Annotated in this window: 14 protein-coding genes and 1 pseudogene; 8 read left to right on the top strand and 7 right to left on the bottom strand. The window is 65.8% G+C overall.

Annotated elements, in window-relative coordinates:
- Positions 1-5 precede the first annotated feature (5 nt).
- The 8 genes from BA022_RS00750 to BA022_RS19255 all read left to right on the top strand — a co-directional run bounded on the left by BA022_RS00750 (position 6) and on the right by BA022_RS19255 (position 7,520).
- Positions 6-1,031: a GGDEF domain-containing response regulator gene (locus BA022_RS00750; protein WP_088888475.1), complete on the top strand. Its 1,026-nt coding sequence runs from the start codon at positions 6-8 to the stop codon at positions 1,029-1,031.
- A 39-nt stretch (positions 1,032-1,070) separates the two neighbouring features.
- Entirely contained in the window at positions 1,071-1,739 is a 669-nt protein-coding gene (locus tag BA022_RS00745) for a mechanosensitive ion channel domain-containing protein (protein ID WP_088886250.1), read from the top strand.
- Between the two features lie 362 nt (positions 1,740-2,101).
- Positions 2,102-3,223 (top strand): branched-chain amino acid ABC transporter substrate-binding protein, encoded by a 1,122-nt coding sequence (locus tag BA022_RS00740; RefSeq protein ID WP_011806374.1) that lies wholly within the window; start codon positions 2,102-2,104, stop codon positions 3,221-3,223.
- Positions 3,224-3,324: 101 nt separating this feature from the next.
- Positions 3,325-4,251: a high-affinity branched-chain amino acid ABC transporter permease LivH gene (gene livH / locus BA022_RS00735; RefSeq protein ID WP_088886249.1), complete on the top strand. Its 927-nt coding sequence runs from the start codon at positions 3,325-3,327 to the stop codon at positions 4,249-4,251.
- On the top strand, positions 4,251-5,492 hold the full coding sequence (locus BA022_RS00730) for a high-affinity branched-chain amino acid ABC transporter permease LivM (RefSeq protein WP_011806376.1): 1,242 nt from the start codon (positions 4,251-4,253) through the stop codon (positions 5,490-5,492). Before livH ends, BA022_RS00730 begins: the two co-directional genes overlap by 1 nt.
- Complete coding sequence (gene livG, locus BA022_RS00725) at positions 5,489-6,256, top strand: high-affinity branched-chain amino acid ABC transporter ATP-binding protein LivG (RefSeq protein ID WP_088886248.1); 768 nt, start codon at positions 5,489-5,491, stop codon at positions 6,254-6,256. Before BA022_RS00730 ends, livG begins: the two co-directional genes overlap by 4 nt.
- A complete protein-coding gene (locus BA022_RS00720; RefSeq protein WP_011806378.1) occupies positions 6,256-6,969 on the top strand; it encodes an ABC transporter ATP-binding protein in 714 nt (237 codons plus the stop codon). Before livG ends, BA022_RS00720 begins: the two co-directional genes overlap by 1 nt.
- 329 nt (positions 6,970-7,298) lie before the next feature.
- Positions 7,299-7,520 (top strand): hypothetical protein, encoded by a 222-nt coding sequence (locus BA022_RS19255; RefSeq protein WP_088886247.1) that lies wholly within the window; start codon positions 7,299-7,301, stop codon positions 7,518-7,520.
- Positions 7,521-7,821: 301 nt separating this feature from the next.
- On the opposite strand, the gene narI is transcribed toward BA022_RS19255, so the two are convergent.
- From narI to nagZ, 7 genes and pseudogenes are all read right to left on the bottom strand, one after another.
- Positions 7,822-8,601 (bottom strand): respiratory nitrate reductase subunit gamma, encoded by a 780-nt coding sequence (gene narI, locus BA022_RS00710; RefSeq protein ID WP_088886246.1) that lies wholly within the window; start codon positions 8,599-8,601, stop codon positions 7,822-7,824.
- Positions 8,598-9,326: a nitrate reductase molybdenum cofactor assembly chaperone gene (gene narJ / locus BA022_RS00705; protein ID WP_088886245.1), complete on the bottom strand. Its 729-nt coding sequence runs from the start codon at positions 9,324-9,326 to the stop codon at positions 8,598-8,600. Before narJ ends, narI begins: the two co-directional genes overlap by 4 nt.
- A 2-nt stretch (positions 9,327-9,328) precedes the next feature.
- Positions 9,329-10,852, bottom strand: a complete 1,524-nt coding sequence (gene narH, locus BA022_RS00700) for a nitrate reductase subunit beta (RefSeq protein WP_088886244.1) — start codon at positions 10,850-10,852, stop codon at positions 9,329-9,331.
- Positions 10,849-14,654, bottom strand: a pseudogene (locus BA022_RS00695) (nitrate reductase subunit alpha). Before BA022_RS00695 ends, narH begins: the two are co-directional and overlap by 4 nt.
- 541 nt (positions 14,655-15,195) lie before the next feature.
- Complete coding sequence (locus tag BA022_RS00690; protein ID WP_228403677.1) at positions 15,196-15,495, bottom strand: carboxymuconolactone decarboxylase family protein; 300 nt, start codon at positions 15,493-15,495, stop codon at positions 15,196-15,198.
- 379 nt (positions 15,496-15,874) lie between these two features.
- Positions 15,875-16,927 carry a 6-phosphofructokinase gene (locus BA022_RS00685; RefSeq protein ID WP_088886243.1) on the bottom strand — a complete coding sequence of 351 codons (1,053 nt, stop codon included), beginning with the start codon at positions 16,925-16,927 and terminating at the stop codon, positions 15,875-15,877.
- A gap of 14 nt (positions 16,928-16,941) precedes the next feature.
- Positions 16,942-18,033, bottom strand: coding sequence for a beta-N-acetylhexosaminidase (gene nagZ, locus BA022_RS00680; protein ID WP_088886242.1), 1,092 nt, complete (start codon positions 18,031-18,033; stop codon positions 16,942-16,944).
- Positions 18,034-18,048 lie beyond the last annotated feature (15 nt).

Raw genomic sequence — 18,048 nt, 5'->3', positions numbered from 1 at the left:
ACCTCATGAGCCCTCCTGCCAGCGCCAACGCATTTCCGCAGTTCCTGCTTGAGCCCTTCAGCGTGCTGCTGGTGGAGGACCAGGCGTCCGTGCGCGCCACACTGGCAGGCGAGCTGCGCCATGTGGGGGTGTCGGAGGTACTGGAGGCCGCCTCGGCCGACGCGGCGCTACAGCTGTTCAAGCTGCGGCGTCCCGACCTGGTGCTGCTGGACATACGCCTGCCTGGCGGCAACGACGGCTACTGGGTGGCCCAGCGCATGCGCGAGGCAGAACCCGGCGGCTGGACGCCCATCATCTTCCTCTCGGGGCTGGATGGCGACCTGGATGTGTGGCGCGGCATCGAAGCCGGAGGAGACGACTATCTCGTCAAGCCCGTCAAGCCTATCGTTCTGGCCGCCAAGCTGCGCGCCATGCGCCGGCTGCGCGACATGCGCAGGCGCCTCGTGGAACTGACCGAAGAGCTGCACGTGGCCAACCAGCACCTCAACGAGATGGTGGAGATGGACCCGCTCACGGGGCTGGTCAACCGCCGCGGCTTCGACCGCATCCTGCACAGCGAGATCCTCGCCGCGCGGCGCGACGGAGTGCCGCTCACGCTGATGCTGTGCGACCTGGACCATTTCAAAAGATACAACGACACCCTGGGCCATGTGCAGGGCGATGCCTGCCTGAAGGAGGTCGGCCGCGTGCTGCACGACGTCTGCATGCGACCGCGCGACGTGGCCTCGCGCTATGGCGGCGAAGAATTTGCACTGATCCTGCCCAACACGCCGCGCTCGGGCGCCATGACGTTCGCGCGCGCGCTGGGCAAGCTGTTGAAGTCCCGCGCCATCGCCCATCCGGGCTCGCCCAACGGCGAAACGCTCACGCTGTCGGGTGGCATTACCACGTGCGTGCCCGACGACGGTACCAGCGCCGAGACCATGCTCATGCGCGCCGACGAGGCCCTGTATGCCGCCAAGGCCCAGGGCCGGGACCGCTTCTTCAGCTTCGAGATGCAGATGGACACCATCGAGCAGCGGCAGATTTGAGCCGCGCCAGCGCTTGCCCACCCGTTCATTGCCCACGACATGCTGCCGCGACTGAAAACCGCCCTCCCCGTCTGGATGCACGACTGGCTCGACATCATCGTGCCCAGTGTGCAGATTGTGCTCATCGTCCTGGCCGCGCTGCTGCTGCAGCGCCTGCTGCTGCGCATCATCATGCGGGCCAGCGACCACTACCAGTTCCCGCACGAACTGCTCACACCCATCAACGCCGTGGTGCGCTGGCTCATCCTGGGCAGCGCCGGCCTGCTGGTGCTGGAGCGCCTGGGGGTGTCAGCGGCCGTGCTGTGGACGGCCTTCACCGGCTTCGCCACAGTGGGCGCGGTGGCGTTCTTCGCGGCATGGAGCGTGCTGTCCAATCTGTTTTGCGCCTTTCTGATCTTCACCGTCGGCCCGTTCCGCGTGGGAGACCACATCGAACTGCTGGACACGGCCGACAAGCCCGGCGCCCTGGGCCGCGTGATGGACATCAACTTGCTTTACACCACGCTGGAGGACGCCACCGCCCCCGAGCCTGGCACGCTGCTGCAGATTCCCAACACACTGATCTTCCAGCGCGTGGTGCGCCGCTGGCGTGCCGGCACGCCGGTGCCGGAGTCACGGCTACATCCTGCTCCGGATTCCGCCGCCTGCGCCGCCACCGCTCGCGAGCCCGCCAGCACGCCCGCGCCCAAGCCGGCGAGCTTTCCTTGATGGCCCAAGTACCTCGACGGGGTTGATGCTCATCAAAATATAGCTGTCTGCGCTTGATTGGCGGGCGCTGCAGGCCTTTTTGACATATATTCGGGCACCCCACGGCCGCACAGCGCGGTCACTGCGCCCCGGGTGACGGGCAAAACCCTATCGCCCCCGCGCATGTCAGTCCGCCGTAAGCCCCGCGGACAACGCTGCCCGTCTTTCGGCAACAGCCCTAGCAAAAACCTTCCGGCAGGGCCACCCCCGGTTACCCTGTTGCCAACACCACACATCCCGTTAATCTTTGCGGCCTACGTCTCAGGCCCCCACCGGGGCCTGTTGATTTTTCAGACCGCTTTACCCAAAGTTGAAAGAGTCCTATGAGCATTCCGTTCCGCATGCACACCGTCGTTGCCGCACTGGGTCTGGCCGGTGCCGCTTTGTTCTCCACCGCGCATGCGCAAGTCAAGATCGCCATGGTGATGCCCACCACTGGCCCGCTGACGCAGTACGGTGACATGGTCAAGGAAGGCGTGACCACGGCCGTCGAGATGGCCAACGCCGCTGGCGGCGTGGGCGGCAAGAAGATCGAGCTGGTCTCCATCGACGATGCCTGCGAACCCAAGCAAGGCCCCGTGGCCGCCAACCGTGTGGTGAATGCCAAGATCGGCTACGTGATCGGCCCGGTGTGCTCGGGTGCCTCCATCGCTGCCGCTCCCATCTACAACAACGAGGGCGTGGTCGTCATCACCCCGTCGGCCACCTCCCCGGCGCTCACCGACGGCAAGAACTACCACTTCATCTTCCGCACCATCGGCCGTGACGACCAACAGGGCCCTGCCGCTGCCAAGTTCATCGCCGAAAAGGCCAAGCCCAAGAAGGTCGCCGTGCTGCACGACAAGCAGTCCTATGGCCAGGGCATCGCCTCCTCCGTGCGTGACGACCTGAAGAAGGCCGGCATCACCGTGGCGCTGTTCGAAGGCATCAACGCCGGCGACAGCGACTACTCCGCCGTCATCACCAAGCTCAAGAGCGCTGGCGTGGACTTCGTGTACTACGGCGGCTACCACCCCGAGATGGGCCTGCTGCTGCGCCAGGCCGGCGAGCAAGGCCTGAAGGTGCGCATGATGGGCCCCGAGGGCGTGGGCAACCCCGAGGTGAACGCCATTGCGGGTAACGCCGTGGAAGGCATGCTGGTGACGCTGCCGGCCGATTTCGCTGCCAACCCCAAGAACGCTGCCGTCGTGGCCGCCTTCAAGGACAAGAAGCGCAATGCGTCCGGCGCCTTCCAGCTGACCTCGTTCGCCGCCACCCAGGCACTGCTGGACAGCATCAAGGCCGTGGGTGACAACCCTGCCAAGGTGGCCGACCACCTGCACAAGAGCACCATCGAAACGGTGCTGGGCCCCGTGTCCTGGAACAAGCAGGGCGACCTGAACAGCTTCGACTTCCAGGTCTTCCAGTGGCACAAGGACGGCAGCAAGAGCCTGGCCGCCAAGTAAACCCACCTCCCCGTCCCAAGGGTGCGTTGCGCAAGCCACGCACCCTTGGTCCATTGCATTCGGCCCCTGGAGGGGCCTTTTCCTGTTGAGGGGTGGCATGCATGTCTGATCTCATACCCCAGCTGGTACAACAGCTGTTCAATGGTCTTTCGCTGGGCGCCATCTACGCGCTGATCGCGATCGGCTACACGATGGTCTACGGCATCATCGGAATGATCAACTTCGCCCATGGCGACATCTACATGATCGGCGCCTACATCGGCCTGGTCACGCTGTCGGCCGTCGGCGTGCAGAGTGGCCTGCCGGTGTGGGCGATCATCGCCCTGATGCTGGTGGTAGCGGTGGCCATCACGGGGGTCTACGGCTTCGTGGTGGAGCAGGTGGCCTATAAGCCCCTGCGCAGCAGCCCGCGCCTGGTGGCGCTGATCTCGGCCATCGGCATGTCCATCTTCCTGCAGAACTGGGTGGCGCTGGGCCAGGGCGCGCGCGACATGGCCGTGCCCTCGCTGATCCCCGGCGCGCTGCGCTTTGACAGTGAAGGCGGCTTCGAGGTCTACGTGCCCTACTCGCGCATCCTCATCATCGCCGTGGCGGTGGTGCTGATGATTGCGCTCACGCTGTACATCCAGCACTCGCGCATGGGCCGCGCCTCGCGCGCCTGCTCGCAGGACATGCACATGGCCAACCTGCTGGGCATCGACACCAACCGCGTGATCTCGTTCACCTTCATCCTGGGCGCCATGCTGGCAGCCGTGGGCGGCGTGCTGATCGCGCTCGCCGTGGGCAAGCTCAACCCCTTCATCGGGTTCATCGCCGGCATCAAGGCGTTCACGGCGGCCGTCCTCGGGGGCATCGGCTCCATTCCCGGCGCCATGCTGGGCGGGGTGATCCTGGGCGTGGCCGAGACCTTCGCCGCCGCCTACATCTCGTCGGAGTACAAGGACATCGTGGCCTTCGGCCTGCTGGTGCTCATCCTGCTGGTGCGCCCCACGGGCCTGCTGGGCAAGCCTGAAGTGGAGAAAGTCTGATGCACGCCACCGGTTTTTCTTCCCATCTCAAGAACGCGCTGATCGCCACCTTTCTGGCGGCCATCGTGGTACTGCCCATCTTCACGCTGCACCTGGAGCGCGCGGGCACGCGCACCATCATCGTGCCCGAATGGCGCACGCTGCTGTGGGGGTGCCTCGCCGTGTTCGTGGTGCAACTGCTGCGCCCGCTGCTGGGCGCGCGGCTGCCCAAGCTGTCGCTGCCCAGCCTGCCTCAGGCGGCGCCGGGCCAGCGCAAGGTGCTGATCTTCGTGGCGCTGATGATCGCGGCATCGTGGCCGTTCTTCGCCGGCCGCAACGCGGTGGACATCGCCACGCTGGCCATGATCTACGTGATGCTGGGCCTCGGTCTGAACATCGTGGTGGGCTTCGCCGGCCTGTTGGACCTGGGCTTCGTGGGCTTCTATGCCGTGGGTGCCTACACCTATGCGCTGCTGTTTCACTGGGCCGGCTGGAGCTTCTGGGAAGCCCTTCCCCTGGCCGGCGCGGCGGCGGCGCTGTTCGGCTTCGTGCTGGGCTTTCCAGTGCTGCGCCTGCGGGGTGACTATCTGGCCATCGTGACGCTGGGCTTTGGCGAAATCATCCGGCTGCTGCTGGTCAACCTGACCGACTGGACGGGTGGGCCGGACGGCATCTCCAGCATCCCCAAGCCGTCCGTGCTGGGCCTGGAGATGACACGCTCGCCCACCGTGGAGGGCGGCACCACCTTCCACCAGTTCTTCGGGATGGAGTTCAACTCCCTGCACATGGTGATCGCCTTGTACCTGATGGCGCTGCTGCTCGCGGTGGTCACGCTGTTCATCAGCAACCGCCTGATCCGCATGCCCATCGGCCGCGCCTGGGAGGCACTGCGCGAGGACGAGATCGCCTGCCGGTCGCTGGGCCTGAACCCCATGAAGATCAAGCTCTCTGCCTTCACGCTGGGCGCCATGTTCGCGGGCTTCGGCGGCGCGTTCTTCGCGGCGCGTCAGGGCATCGTGAACCCCGAGTCGTTCACCTTCATCGAGTCTGCGCTGATCCTGGCCATCGTGGTGCTGGGCGGCATGGGCTCGCAGTTGGGCGTGATCGTGGCGGCCATCATCCTCACCGTGTTGCCCGAACTGGCACGCGAATTCTCCGAGTACCGCATGCTGATCTTCGGCCTGGTCATGATCCTGATGATGGTGTGGCGCCCGCAGGGCCTGCTGCCCATGAAACGCCACCATGTGGAGGTGCCCGCATGAGCGCCCCCCTGCTTGAGGTCAAGGACCTGTGCATGCGCTTCGGCGGCCTGCTGGCGGTGGACCATGTGGCCTTCGACGTGAAACCGCAGGAGGTGTTTGCCATCATCGGCCCCAACGGTGCGGGCAAGACCACGGTGTTCAACTGCATCAGCGGCTTCTACCAGCCCAGCAGCGGCCAGATCGCGCTGCAGGGCCAGGCCATTGCGGGCTACACCAGCCACCAGGTCGCGCGCCAGGGCGTGGTGCGCACGTTCCAGAACGTGCGCCTGTTCAAGGGCATGACGGTGCTGGAGAACCTGCTGGTGGCCCAGCACCACCATTCGCAGGCGCCGCTGCTGGCGGGCCTGTTCAATACGGCAAGCTACCGCCGGAGCGAGGCTGAGAAGATCGATCAAGCCATGCACTGGCTGGACGTCATGGGCCTGCGCGAGTTTGTGAACCGCGAGGCCGGCAACCTGGCCTACGGGCACCAGCGCCGCCTGGAGATCGCGCGCTGCATGATCACCAAGCCGCGCCTGCTCATGCTGGATGAGCCCGCCGCGGGCCTGAACCCGCAGGAGAAGAAGGATCTGCAGGCGCTGATCGACCAACTGCGCCGCCAGTACGGCGTGACGGTGCTGCTCATCGAGCACGACATGGGGCTGGTGATGGGCGTTTCCGAGCGCATCCTGGTCATGGAATACGGCAAGCCCATCGCCATGGGCACGCCCGACGCCATCCGCAACGACGAACGGGTCATCAAGGCCTATCTGGGGGAAGCGTGATGGCCCAGCCCATGCTGCAAGTAGAAAACCTGTCCACGCACTACGGCGCGATCTGCGCAGTGAATGGCGTGAGCCTGCACGTGAACCAAGGCGAAATCGTCTCGCTGATCGGCTCCAATGGCGCAGGCAAGACCTCGCTGCTCATGACCCTGTGCGGCACGCCGCGCGCCAGCGGCGGTACCGTGCGCTTCGAGGGTGAGGACATCACCCAGCAACCCACGCACCTCATCATGCGCAAGGGCATCGCCGTCTCGCCCGAGGGACGCCGCATCTTCTCGAACCTGACCGTGGTCGAGAACCTGAAGATGGGCGGCTTCTTCCAGGACGGCGCGGCCATTGAGGAGGGCATGGAACACGTGTTCAAGCTGTTTCCGCGCCTGAAGGACCGCGCAGCGCAGCGTGCCGGCACCATGTCGGGTGGCGAGCAGCAGATGCTGGCCATCGGCCGCGCGCTGATGAGCAAGCCCCGCCTGCTGCTGCTGGACGAGCCCACGCTGGGCCTGGCGCCGCTGATCATTGCGCAGATCTTCGAGATCATCCAGGCCATCCGTGCCGAGGGCGTGACCGTGTTTCTGGTGGAGCAGAACGCCAACCGCGCCCTGCAGATCGCCGACCGCGGCTATGTGCTGGAAAACGGCCGCGTGGTGCTGGAGGACACCGGCGCCGCCCTGCTCACCAATGCGGACGTGCGCAAGGCCTATCTGGGCGCTTGACGCAAAGCTGGTGCGACACGAAAGCGGCCTACAGGCCGCTTTTCTTTTGATAGCTGCTCGCGCTTACCCCATAAGGCTTGGAATCATATTGTCTTCAGATTCCACCTGAACGACAAGCGCGCCCTGCTTTGCAACGCGTGCGGTGCTGAGGCCCCCGCGTTTCCCGTGGCAAGTGCCGGGACTGCCCCACGTCGCAGCCCAAAGAATGGCCGCCGCAGTAGCGTGCCTCCTACCACGCAGGTAGGAAACCGCTGACCTGTTTCCCTGTACGCGACCATTTCAATGGACCTGCAGGCAATCCCGCCTGTCCACCTCTTTGGAGAACGACCATGGCACAGCAAGGCAACCAAACCCAGAATCAGCAACAACAACAGCAGCAAAACCAGCAAAACCAGCAAAACCAGCAGAACCAGCAGAATCAACAGCAGGGCCAACAAGGCCAGCAGGATCCGAGCCGGCAACAGAACCTGAACCAGCAGGATCAGCAGAAATTGCAGAGCCAGCAGAGCCCCAACCAAATGGGCGGCAAGCAGAACCAGCAGGATCGCTGAATGTGGTAGCCCCCGGGGTGCCTGGGCGCGGGAGCGCCCTCGGCACCTGCCGGCAGTCGCCATCGCTGCCACCTGCCGATCCGTCTAGGAATCTCCCGAACGGTTTCCCGTCCCCATCAGCGCGGCCGATCACGGCCCACCGCTCGCTTGGCACCCAGAGCACAACTCCGTGACGCCGGCTTCCTCCCTCTTCTTACCCAGCAATCCCGGCATCAAGCCATTCCACAACGCCTCAAGCGTTGCGCCGTGGCGCCTCAGGTGCAGCCACTGAAGCAGGTGTGTGGCGTATAAATCACGGCGCTCACCGTGACGCCGAGGGGTTGTCGATCGCGCCACCCACCGTAGGGGATGGCACGCCGCTCGCCTGTCCTGGAAGGTTCTGCCCAGGCGGTACGTTGAGCCGACGGGAGCGCACCACCTGGTGCGGCCGCCACAGGAACGCGATGGCGGCGAACCCGCTCCACACATGCACCAGACGGCTGAACGGGAACAGCAAAAAGATGGTCACTCCCAGGACGATGTGCACCTGGAAGGACCAGTGCAGCGCTGCGATGGCGCTCGAATCCACAGGCCGCAGCGTCACGATGCGCTGCGCCCAGTCGGCCAGGATCAGCATGGCGCTGCCGTCGGCATGCCGCAGCGATTGCGGCAGCGTGAGCAGGCCAAGGGTCAGCTGCACCCAGAGCACGACCAGCACGGCGATGTCCGTGGTGTGGCTGGTGTAGCGGATGCGCGGATCGAACACCCGGCGGTACAGCAGCATGCTCAGCCCCACGAAGCACAGCGCGCCGGCTACGCCCCCCGCAGACACGGCCAGCAGTTGCTTGGTCGAGGCGCTCATGAAGATGCCGTATACCGAATGCGGCGTGAACAGCCCCACCATGTGGCCGAAGAACAGGAACAGGATGCTGTAGTGAAACAGGTTGCTGCCCCACTTGAGCAAGCCCGAGCGCAGCATCTGCGACGAGTCGCTCTTCCAGCTGTATTGGTTCTGCTCGAAGCGGATCAGGCTCCCGATGAGGAACACCGCGAAGCAGACGTAGGGATAGACCTGGAACAGAAAGCCGTGCAGCGTGGTCATGGGTTGGCTCCTCGGGACGGGGATGGTTGCCTGCGCACGATGTGCACGGGTTGGGGGTCGCCAGGGCGCGCCTGACCCACGGTGGAGCAACCGTCAAAGGCAGGGGGTTCGCGCCAGTCTTCATCCAGCGGCGCCTCGGTGGTGATGGGAACGGCCTGGGCCTTGTGCCCGGCAAGGTCCAGCAGCGCCGCGACCACGCAGGCATAACCGCTGTGGCGTTCGCGCAGCGCCGCCAGGAGGGCATTGAGCAAATGCGCGATTTCGTCCAGGAATGCCTTGGCCCCCTGCGCGGGCTGGGTGGACGCGAATTCCAGCACCGCCGGAAGGTAGTCGGGCAGCTCGCCCTCGTTGAGCAGCAACCCAGCCTTGGCGTAGGTGTCGCCCAGGTCGACCATGGCCTGGCCGCGGTCGCGCGAGTCGCCGTGCACATGCTCGAACAGGTGCAGCGACGTGGCGCGCCCTCGGTCAAAAAGCTCCACGTAGGCGGACTCCGCATCCAGCGCGTCCATACGCAGCAGCTGCTGCACGAACGTGGCGATCTCGCCGCGGCGGCTGCGCGACAGCACACCGTCGGCCGCCAGCAGTGCACCGAACTCGGCGTAATGCCCGCGCAAGGCAGTGTCGGGGTAGGTGAGCAGCGCCGACAGCACGCGCAGCGTGATGGCGCCCGGGCGCCTGGCCGCGCGCGCAGCGGCGGTGGTGGGGTCTTCCTGAGGTGTGGGCATGCTCAGATCTCCGCCTTGATGGGAATGGTGCGGCGCTTTTCCACCCCGAACAGGCTCACGTTGCTGACGCCGTCGGAGCAGCCGTTGCCGAAGCTGAAGCCGCAGCCCCCGCGCACGTTGAAGGCGTTTTCCGCGTACTCGCGGTGCGCTGTCGGGATCACGAAGCGGTCCTCGTAGTTGGCAATTGCCATCACGTGGTACATCTCCTCGACCTCCTGCTGCGTCAGGCCGACCTGTTGCAACACGTCCAGATCCTGGCGCCGGTCGATGTGCTTGCTGCGCTGGTAGGAACGCATGGCCAGCATCCTCTCCAGCGCCCTCACCACGGGGGCGGTATCGCCGGCGGTGAGCAGGTTGGCCAGATACTGCACAGGGATGCGCAACTGGCTCACGTCCGGGATATGGCCCCCCACGCCCAACTGCCCCGCGTTCGCGGCGGCACTGATGGGGGACAGCGGCGGCACGTACCAGACCATGGGCAGCGTACGGAACTCCGGATGCAGCGGCAGGGCCACCTTCCATTGCACTGCCATCTTGTAGACGGGGCTCTTGCGCGCGGCATGCATCCAGCTGTCGGGAATGCCGTCGATCTGCGCCTGCCGGATCACGTCCGGGTCGTTGGGGTCCAGGAAGATATCCAGCTGCGCCTCGTACAGGTCGCGGTCACGCTCCACGCTGGCGGCTTCCTGGATGCGGTCGGCGTCATACAGCAGCACGCCCAGGTAGCGGATGCGACCCACGCAGGTCTCGGAGCACACCGTAGGCTGGCCCGCCTCGATGCGCGGAAAGCAGAAGATGCATTTTTCCGCCTTGCCACTCTTCCAGTTGTAGTAAATCTTCTTGTAGGGGCAGCCTGAGACGCACATGCGCCAGCCGCGGCACTTGTCCTGGTCGATCAACACGATGCCGTCTTCCTCACGCTTGTAGATCGAGCCCGAGGGGCACGACGCCACGCAGGACGGGTTCAGGCAGTGTTCGCACAGGCGCGGCAGGTACAGCATGAAGGTGTTCTCATACTCCGCGTACATCTGTTTTTGCATGTCCTCGAAGTTCTTGTCCATGCTGCGCTTGCTGAACTCGCCACCCAGGATCTCTTCCCAGTTCGGTCCCCACTCGATCTTGTCCATCTGTTGGCCCGTGATCAGGCTGCGCGCGCGTGCCGTGGGCGCGGCACGCATTTCCGGCGCGGACTGCAGGTGCGCATAGTCGAAGGTGAACGGCTCGTAGTAATCGTCGATCTGCGGCAGGTTGGGGTTGGCGAAGATGCGCATCAGCATCTTCCACTTGGCCCCCTGACGCGGCTGGATGCTGCCGTCCGCACGCCGCTCCCAGCCGCCGTTCCAGCGGTCCTGGTTCTCCCAGTCCTTGGGGTAGCCGATGCCCGGCTTACTTTCCACGTTGTTGAACCAGGCAAACTCCATGCCGGGGCGGCTGGTCCAGACGTTCTTGCAGGTGACGGAACAGGTGTGGCAGCCGATGCACTTGTCCAGATTCAGCACCATGCCGATTTGCGCGCGGATTCTCATGCGGTTTCTCCCTGGTCGAGCGTGGGCTTGATGAGCTGAGCAGCCACGGGGGTGTCCAGCCAGTCGATGCGGTTCATCTTGCGCACCACCACGAACTCGTCGCGGTTGGTGCCCACGGTGCCGTAGTAGTTGAAGGCGTAGCTGAACTGCACGTAGCCGCCGATCATGTGCGTAGGCTTGAGCACGACGCGCGTCACGGAGTTGTGGATGCCGCCGCGCATGCCCGTGATCTCGGAGCCGGGCGTGTTCACGATCTTCTCCTGCGCGTGGTACATCATGACCATGCCGGGCTTCACGCGCTGGCTCACGATGGCGCGCGCGGCAATGGCGCCGTTGAGGTTGAACAGCTCGATCCAGTCGTTGTCCGCGATGCCCACGGAGCGCGCATCCTCCTCGTTCATCCACACACAAGGGCCGCCCCGGCTCAACGTGAGCATGAGCAGGTTGTCGGTATATGTGCTGTGAATGCCCCACTTCTGGTGGGGGGTGATGAAGTTCAGCGCGATCTCGGGATTGCCGTTGGGCTTGATGCCCTGCATGCCTGCCGTGGACTTCAGGTCCACGGGCGGCCGGTAGTTGCTGAAGCCTTCGCCAAACGCCTGCATCCACGGATGGTCCAGGTAGAACTGCTGGCGACCGGTGAGGGTGCGCCACGGGATCAGCTCATGCACGTTGGTGTAGCCGGCGTTGTAGCTGACCTTTTCGCTCTCCAGCCCGCTCCAGGTGGGCGAGCTGATGATCTTGCGCGGCTGCGCCTGGATGTCGCGAAAGCGGATTTTCTCGTCCTCGCGGTGCAGGGCCAGGTGCACATGCTGGCGGCCGGTCTGCTTTTCCAGGGCAGCCCATGCCTTCACGGCCACGTGACCGTTGGTCTCGGGGGCCAGCAGCAGCACGGTCTCGCAGGCATCGACGTCGCTGTCGATGCGCGGCATGCCCCGGGTGGCGCCCTCCTCCACCACCGTGCCGTTGAGTTCGCCAAGCTGCTCCACTTCCTCCTGCATGTCCCAGGCGATGCCCTTGCTGCCATTGCCCAGCTTGCCCATGAGAGGGCCCAGAGCCGTGAAGCGCTGAAAGACATTGGGGTAGTCGCGCACAGCCACCGTGATCTGCGGCCCGGTCTTGCCGGGGACCAGCTCGCACTCACCGCGTGCCCATTCCGATACGCCAAAGGGCTGTGCCAACTCGGCCGGGGTGTCGTGCATCAGCGGCGACAGCACCACGTCGCGCTCCACGCCCAGGTGGCCCGCGCAGACTTCGCTGAATTTCTGGGCGAATCCCTTGTAAATGTCCCAATCGCTGCGCGATTGCCAGCCCGGGTCCACGGCCGTGGACAGCGGGTGGATGAAGGGGTGCATGTCGCTGGTGTTGAGGTCGTTCTTCTCGTACCAGGTGGCCGTGGGCAGCACGATGTCCGAATACAGGCAGGTCGTGCTCATGCGGAAGTCCAACGTCACCAGCAGGTCCAGCTTGCCCTCAGGCGCCTTGTCGTGCCAGACCACTTCGCTGGGTCTGGCATCCTGCGCGCCCAGGTCCTTGCCCTGCACGCCGCTGCTGGTGCCCAGCAAATGCTTGAGGAAGTACTCATGCCCCTTGCCCGAGCTGCCCAGGATGTTGGAACGCCACACGAACATGTTGCGCGGCCAGTTGTCAGGATGGTCCGGGTCCTCGCAGCTCATCCGCAAGGTGCCGTCCTGCAGCGACTGCACCACGTAGTCCTTGGGGTCCATGCCCTTGGCCGCCGCGTCCCGCGCCACTTGCAGCGGGTTGGTCTGGAGCTGCGGAGCCGATGGTAGCCAGCCCATGCGCTCGGCACGCACGTTGTAGTCGATCATGCTGCCGCCGTACTGGGACTTGTCCGCCAGCGGCGACAGCACCTCTTCGATGCCCAGCTTCTCGTAGCGCCACTGGTCGGTCTGCGCATAGAAAAAGCTGGTGCCGTTCATCTGCCGCGGCGGGCGGATCCAGTCCAGCGCGAAGGCCAGCGCCGCCCAGCCGGTGTGCGGCCGCAGCTTCTCCTGGCCCACGTAGTGCGCCCAACCGCCACCGCTCTTGCCAATGCAGCCGCACATCATGAGCATGTTGACCACACCGCGGTAGTTCATGTCGCTGTGGTACCAATGGTTCATGGCCGCACCGATGATCACCATGGACTTGCCGTGGGTCTTGTCCGCGTTCTCGGCAAACTGGCGCGCCACAGCGATCACCTGTGCGCGCGGCGTACCTGTGATTTTTCCTGCCAGGCGGGGGTGAAGGGCGTGTCGTCATCGAAGCTGCGCGCGGCCATCTCGCCCGGCAGCCCACGCGCGATGCCGTAGTGCGCCACCTGCAGGTCGAACACGCTGGCCACCTGCACGCTGCGCCCGCCCAGCGTCAGGCTTTGCACCGGCACCGTGCGCACGAGCACGTCGGGCTGCACGTTGGGCGTGAAGTGCTCCGTGGTTGCGGCCCCGAAGTACGGGAACCCCACGCGTGCCGTGGTGGCCGAGGCCGCTGGTGTGTCCTCCAGCAGCGACAGGCGCAGCGTGACATCACGGCCTTCCTGCGCCTCCTTGGCCTCCAGGTTCCACTGCCCCTGGTCCACATGCCCTTCGGGCCCCCAGCGGAACCCGATGGCACCCCGCGGCACGACAACGCGGCCGGCCTCGTCCAGCGCGACGGTCTTCCACTCCGGGTTGTTGGCCTGACCCAGCGCACCGTCGAAGTCCGACGCGCGCACATAGCGGTCGGGCACCATCACGGTCTCGCCGCTCTGCAGCACTTGCTCCTTGAGCATGACCAGCATGGGCATGTCGGTGTAGCGTCGCACGTAGTCGTCGAAGTAGCGGCTCCTCTCGCCCTGGTCGGGAAAGTAGAACTCTTTCAGGATCACATGCCCCATGGCCATGGCCACGGCGGCATCGGTACCCTGCTTGGGGTTCATCCAGATGTCGGCCAGCTTGGCGACTTCGGAGTAGTCGGGGGTGATGGCGACCGTCGTCGTGCCCTTGTAGCGCACCTCGGTGAAGAAGTGCGCATCCGGCGTGCGCGTCTGCGGCACGTTGGAGCCCCAGGCGATCAGAAAGCCCGAGTTGTACCAGTCAGCGGACTCGGGCACATCGGTCTGCTCGCCCCACACCTGCGGGCTGGCGGGCGGCAGGTCGCAGTACCAGTCGTAGAAGCTCATGCACACGCCGCCGATCAAGCTGAGGTAGCGCGAGCCCGCCGCGTAGCTGATCATTGACATGGCCGGGATGGGCGAGAAGCCGATGATGCGGTCCGGTCCGTGGCGCTTGATGGTGTACACGTTCGCCGCCGCGATGATCTCGTTCACTTCGTCCCAGGTCGAGCGGGCAAAGCCCCCCAAACCCCGCATGCGCTGGTAGTCCTGGCGAGCCTCCTCGTTGCCGACGACGAACGCCCAAGCCTCCACGGGCCGCATGGTCTGGCGGGCCGCACGCCAGGCACGCAGCAGGCGGGCACGCACCATGGGGTATTTCACGCGATTGGCGCTGTACAGATACCAGCTGTAGCTGGCGCCGCGGGCGCAGCCACGCGGCTCGTGGTTGGGCATGTCGGGGCGCGTGCGCGGGTAGTCGGTCTGCTGGGTTTCCCAGGTGACGATGCCGCCCTTGACGTAGATCTTCCAGGAACAGCTGCCCGTACAGTTCACGCCGTGGGTGGAGCGCACGATCTTGTCGTGCGCCCAGCGGTTGCGGTAGGCATCCTCCCAGGTCCGGTCCTCGCCCGTGACGTGGCCGTGGCCATCGGCAAAGAACTCGCGCGGCTGGGTGAAGTACGTCAGGCGATCGAGGAAATGGCTCATCGAAGGGCTCCTTATCGTGCGGCTCATTCGTGCCAAAGGCAGGGTGAGTGCGTTCAGGCACACCTGATTCGTGTGGACGTTCTTCCCCATCCAGCCATGCCCGCACGCTCAGGGCGTGTCGTCCGCACGAGCGTCCATGGTGTGCCGTATCCGTATTGCGGAGGAATACGGCAGAGGAAGGGTTGTGACGCTAAGCACCCACACCGGGCTCGCGCGTAGGACAGGGGCTTGAGAACTGGCGCCTGCCAATGCCACCGTGCGCATGCCGCGGTCCGGGAGGGCGTCACATGAAAGCCGGCGGCACAAGGGGCGGATACACGACGTGACGCGCTGCCGCCGTGAAGAGCGGCATGCCGAAAAATAAGCCCAGGAGGCTTGAAACTCCCACTGGATAAGCGCAATCAGCTCCTGAAACAGGAGCACTCATGCCGAAGCTCCGCCGGTGCCAGGCCCCCCGGCGAGACCGCCGCGCGCTTGTCCGGCGCCCACCATGCGGCGGACTTTACGTAAGAGCATGGGCCGCTGCGGCGGCACGCCGCCGTCAGGCCCTGACGGGGTAGCGGCTGGAGATGGCGATCCGGTTCCAGGCGTTGATGACCACCGCCAGCCATTCAACGGCGGCTATCTCCTCCTTGGACAAGACGCCTGCCGCCTGCGCGTAAACGGCATCGGGCACCTGCCCGTCCGCGACCAAGGTGACGGCCTCCACCAGTTCCAGAGCGGCGCGCTCCTTCGGGCTGAAGTAATCGGTTTCACGCCACGCGGGCAGCACCGCAATGCGGTCGCCGCTCTCCTGGCTGGCCAGCGCGTCCGTGCGTGCAGCCTGACACAGAAGGCGCACTGGTTGAGCTGGGATGCCCGCAGGCGCAGGAGGTCCGCGAACCCCGTCGCGATGCCGGCCTGTGCCGCAGCCTCGGACGCCAACCGGTCCCACTCCACCACCGCCTGATACAGCGCGGGGGCGCTCTTTCCAAGATTCACTCGTTCACGCATACGGCTCCCGATGCCTGTCCGGCAGAAAAACGGCGCCAGCGATGGGCTACCTCTGGCTGGCCCGGCGTGCCGGCCAGCCCTGATCGTCGCAGATGCGCGGCAGAACACCCGGCCGGCACGGCCATAAGACCGCATTGGCATGCAGGACAAAATGCGAATCGAATTTGCCTCTAAGCCTTGCTTATCAAGCGGGAGCAGCTCCTAAACATGAAGCACAACCGGCATATCTACTCCCCCAGGCACACGTCGATCGCCCGCGCGATGGCGATCAGTTCATGGTCCAGCGGCACCTTGCGCTGGGTGTTGGCCACCTGGGCGATGGGGACACTGGCGATGTGCCCGCCCTGTAGCGTGACCATGTGGCCGAACTGGCCATCGATCACCAGTTGCGCCGCCCGGTGACCGAAGCGCGTGGCCAGCACACGATCGAACGCGGTCGGGTCGCCCCCGCGCTGCACATGGCCCAGCACGGTGGTGCGCACCTCGCTTTGCAGGTGCGGCTGCAGCCGCTGGCGCAGCACATGGCCCACGCCACCCAGGCGGACCGGGTCGGGGCTGTGGGCCACCTGCTCGCGTACCGTGAGGCCGGCGCCGCGCTCCTTGGCGCCTTCGCCGATGCAGATGATGGTGTAGCGCTGGCGCTGCTCGCGCCGACGGCAGCGCTCGATGATGGGCTGCAGGTCGTAGTCGATCTCGGGCAGCAGGATCACGTCGGCCGCGGCGGCAATGCCGCTCTCCAGGGCCAGCCAGCCCGCATGGCGGCCCATGGTCTCGACGATCATGACGCGGTGGTGGCTGTAAGCGGTGCTCTCGATGCGGCGCAGCGCGTCGGTGGCCGTGGCCACGGCGGTGTCAAAGCCGAAACTGCGCTCGCACAGCGCGATGTCGTTGTCGATGGTCTTGGGCACGCCCACGCATTGCAGCCCGATCCGCGCCAGGCCATGGGCCAAGCTCATGGTGCCGTCGCCGCCAATGGCCACCACCACGTCCAGGCCCAGCGCGCGCACGTTGCGCTCCACCTGGGCCAGCGTCGCTTCGTCCTTCAGCGGGTTGGCGCTGTTGCTCGTGCCCAGGATGGTGCCGCCCATGTGCACGATGCCCGAGACCTGGTCCCAGGTGAGCAGCCGCGCGCGCGACGCTTCGCCCATCAGGCCCTCGAAGCCGTCTTCGATGCCCAGTACCTCGCAGTGTCCGTGGTGGATCAGCGACTTGGTGACCGCGCGGATCACCGCGTTCAGCCCCGGGCAGTCGCCCCCGCCGGTGAGTACGCCGACACGCATCGCCGCCACCCGTTTTAAGGCAGCAGGTCCAGCGCGTGCATGTACGCTGGCTGCACCATGAGGTCGTCCCACGGCTGGGGCAGTGTCTCGGGCAGCAGGGCCAGGCGGCGCGCCTCGCTCGCACCGCTGGCCTGCCAGCGGCCCGCGGCCTGCGCGGAGGCCAGGCCATCGATGAGTTCGTCCACCGCCGCGCCGCCGCCCAGGCTCTGGTTGCACAGCAGCACCAGGTCGCAGCCGGCATTGAGCGCGGCCACACCGGCGTCGGTGTAGCTGACCACCTCGCCATCGAGACGGCGCGCGCCTTCCATGCTCAGGTCGTCGCTGAAAACGGCGCCGTCAAAGCGCAGCCGTCCGCGCAGGATGTCCTGCAGCCACTTGGTGGAGAAGCCCGCCGGGCGGTTGTCCACCTTGGGGTAGATCACATGCGCGGGCATCACGCTGGTGAGCACCGTGGACAGCCACGGGTACGGGGCCGCGTCGTCGGCCAGGATCGCCGTGAGACTGCGGCGGTCCACCGGAATCTCGGTGTGCGAATCGGCCGCTACGAAGCCGTGGCCCGGGAAATGCTTGCCGCAATTGGCCATGCCGGCCTGCAGCAGGCCCTGCATGAGCGCGCGCGCCAGCATGGCGACCACGCGCGGGTCGCGGGCAAAGGCCCGGTCGCCGATCACGCCGCTGGCGCCGTAGTCCAGGTCGAGCACCGGCGTGAAGGAGAAGTCCACACCGCAGGCGCGCAGCTCGCTGCCCAGCACGTAGCCCGCCGCCGTGGCGGCGTCCATGGCGCGCAGGGCGCCGCTGCCTTCGCGGTGCTTGCTGCCCTTGCCGTCGTCCATCCACAGTTCACCGAAGGCACGCATGGGCGGGATGTGCGTGAAGCCATCGGTCTTGAAGCGCTGCACGCGACCGCCCTCGTGGTCCACGCAGATCAGCAGGTCGCCCCGCACGGCCTTGATGGCGGCGGTGAGTTCCAGCAACTGCGCGCGGTGCTCCCAGTTGCGCGCGAACAGGATCACGCCGCCCACGAGCGGGTGGGCCAAGCGCTGGCGATCGGTGGCGGTGAGCTGCGTGCCGGCCACGTCGATGATGAGGGGTGCGTGTTCTGTCATGGGTTACATGCTTTC

The organism is Diaphorobacter nitroreducens, assembly GCF_002214645.1.
Taxonomy (GTDB): domain Bacteria; phylum Pseudomonadota; class Gammaproteobacteria; order Burkholderiales; family Burkholderiaceae_C; genus Diaphorobacter; species Diaphorobacter nitroreducens.
The sequence above is the reverse complement of the archived record's forward strand: the minus strand, read 5'-3'. Positions and strand labels throughout refer to the sequence as shown.

Excerpts from the sequence above, each read along its gene's own strand:
- BA022_RS00720 (WP_011806378.1), top strand. The coding sequence starts at position 6,256 with ATGGCCCAGCCCATGCTGCAAGTAGAAAACCTGTCCACGCACTACGGC.
- BA022_RS19255 (WP_088886247.1), top strand. The coding sequence starts at position 7,299 with ATGGCACAGCAAGGCAACCAAACCCAGAATCAGCAACAACAACAGCAG.
- livG (WP_088886248.1), top strand. The coding sequence starts at position 5,489 with ATGAGCGCCCCCCTGCTTGAGGTCAAGGACCTGTGCATGCGCTTCGGC.
- narH (WP_088886244.1), bottom strand. The coding sequence starts at position 10,852 with ATGAGAATCCGCGCGCAAATCGGCATGGTGCTGAATCTGGACAAGTGC.
- BA022_RS00730 (WP_011806376.1), top strand. The coding sequence starts at position 4,251 with ATGCACGCCACCGGTTTTTCTTCCCATCTCAAGAACGCGCTGATCGCC.
- livH (WP_088886249.1), top strand. The coding sequence starts at position 3,325 with ATGTCTGATCTCATACCCCAGCTGGTACAACAGCTGTTCAATGGTCTT.
- BA022_RS00750 (WP_088888475.1), top strand. The coding sequence starts at position 6 with ATGAGCCCTCCTGCCAGCGCCAACGCATTTCCGCAGTTCCTGCTTGAG.
- nagZ (WP_088886242.1), bottom strand. The coding sequence starts at position 18,033 with ATGACAGAACACGCACCCCTCATCATCGACGTGGCCGGCACGCAGCTC.
- BA022_RS00740 (WP_011806374.1), top strand. The coding sequence starts at position 2,102 with ATGAGCATTCCGTTCCGCATGCACACCGTCGTTGCCGCACTGGGTCTG.
- BA022_RS00745 (WP_088886250.1), top strand. The coding sequence starts at position 1,071 with ATGCTGCCGCGACTGAAAACCGCCCTCCCCGTCTGGATGCACGACTGG.
- narJ (WP_088886245.1), bottom strand. The coding sequence starts at position 9,326 with ATGCCCACACCTCAGGAAGACCCCACCACCGCCGCTGCGCGCGCGGCC.
- narI (WP_088886246.1), bottom strand. The coding sequence starts at position 8,601 with ATGACCACGCTGCACGGCTTTCTGTTCCAGGTCTATCCCTACGTCTGC.
- BA022_RS00685 (WP_088886243.1), bottom strand. The coding sequence starts at position 16,927 with ATGCGTGTCGGCGTACTCACCGGCGGGGGCGACTGCCCGGGGCTGAAC.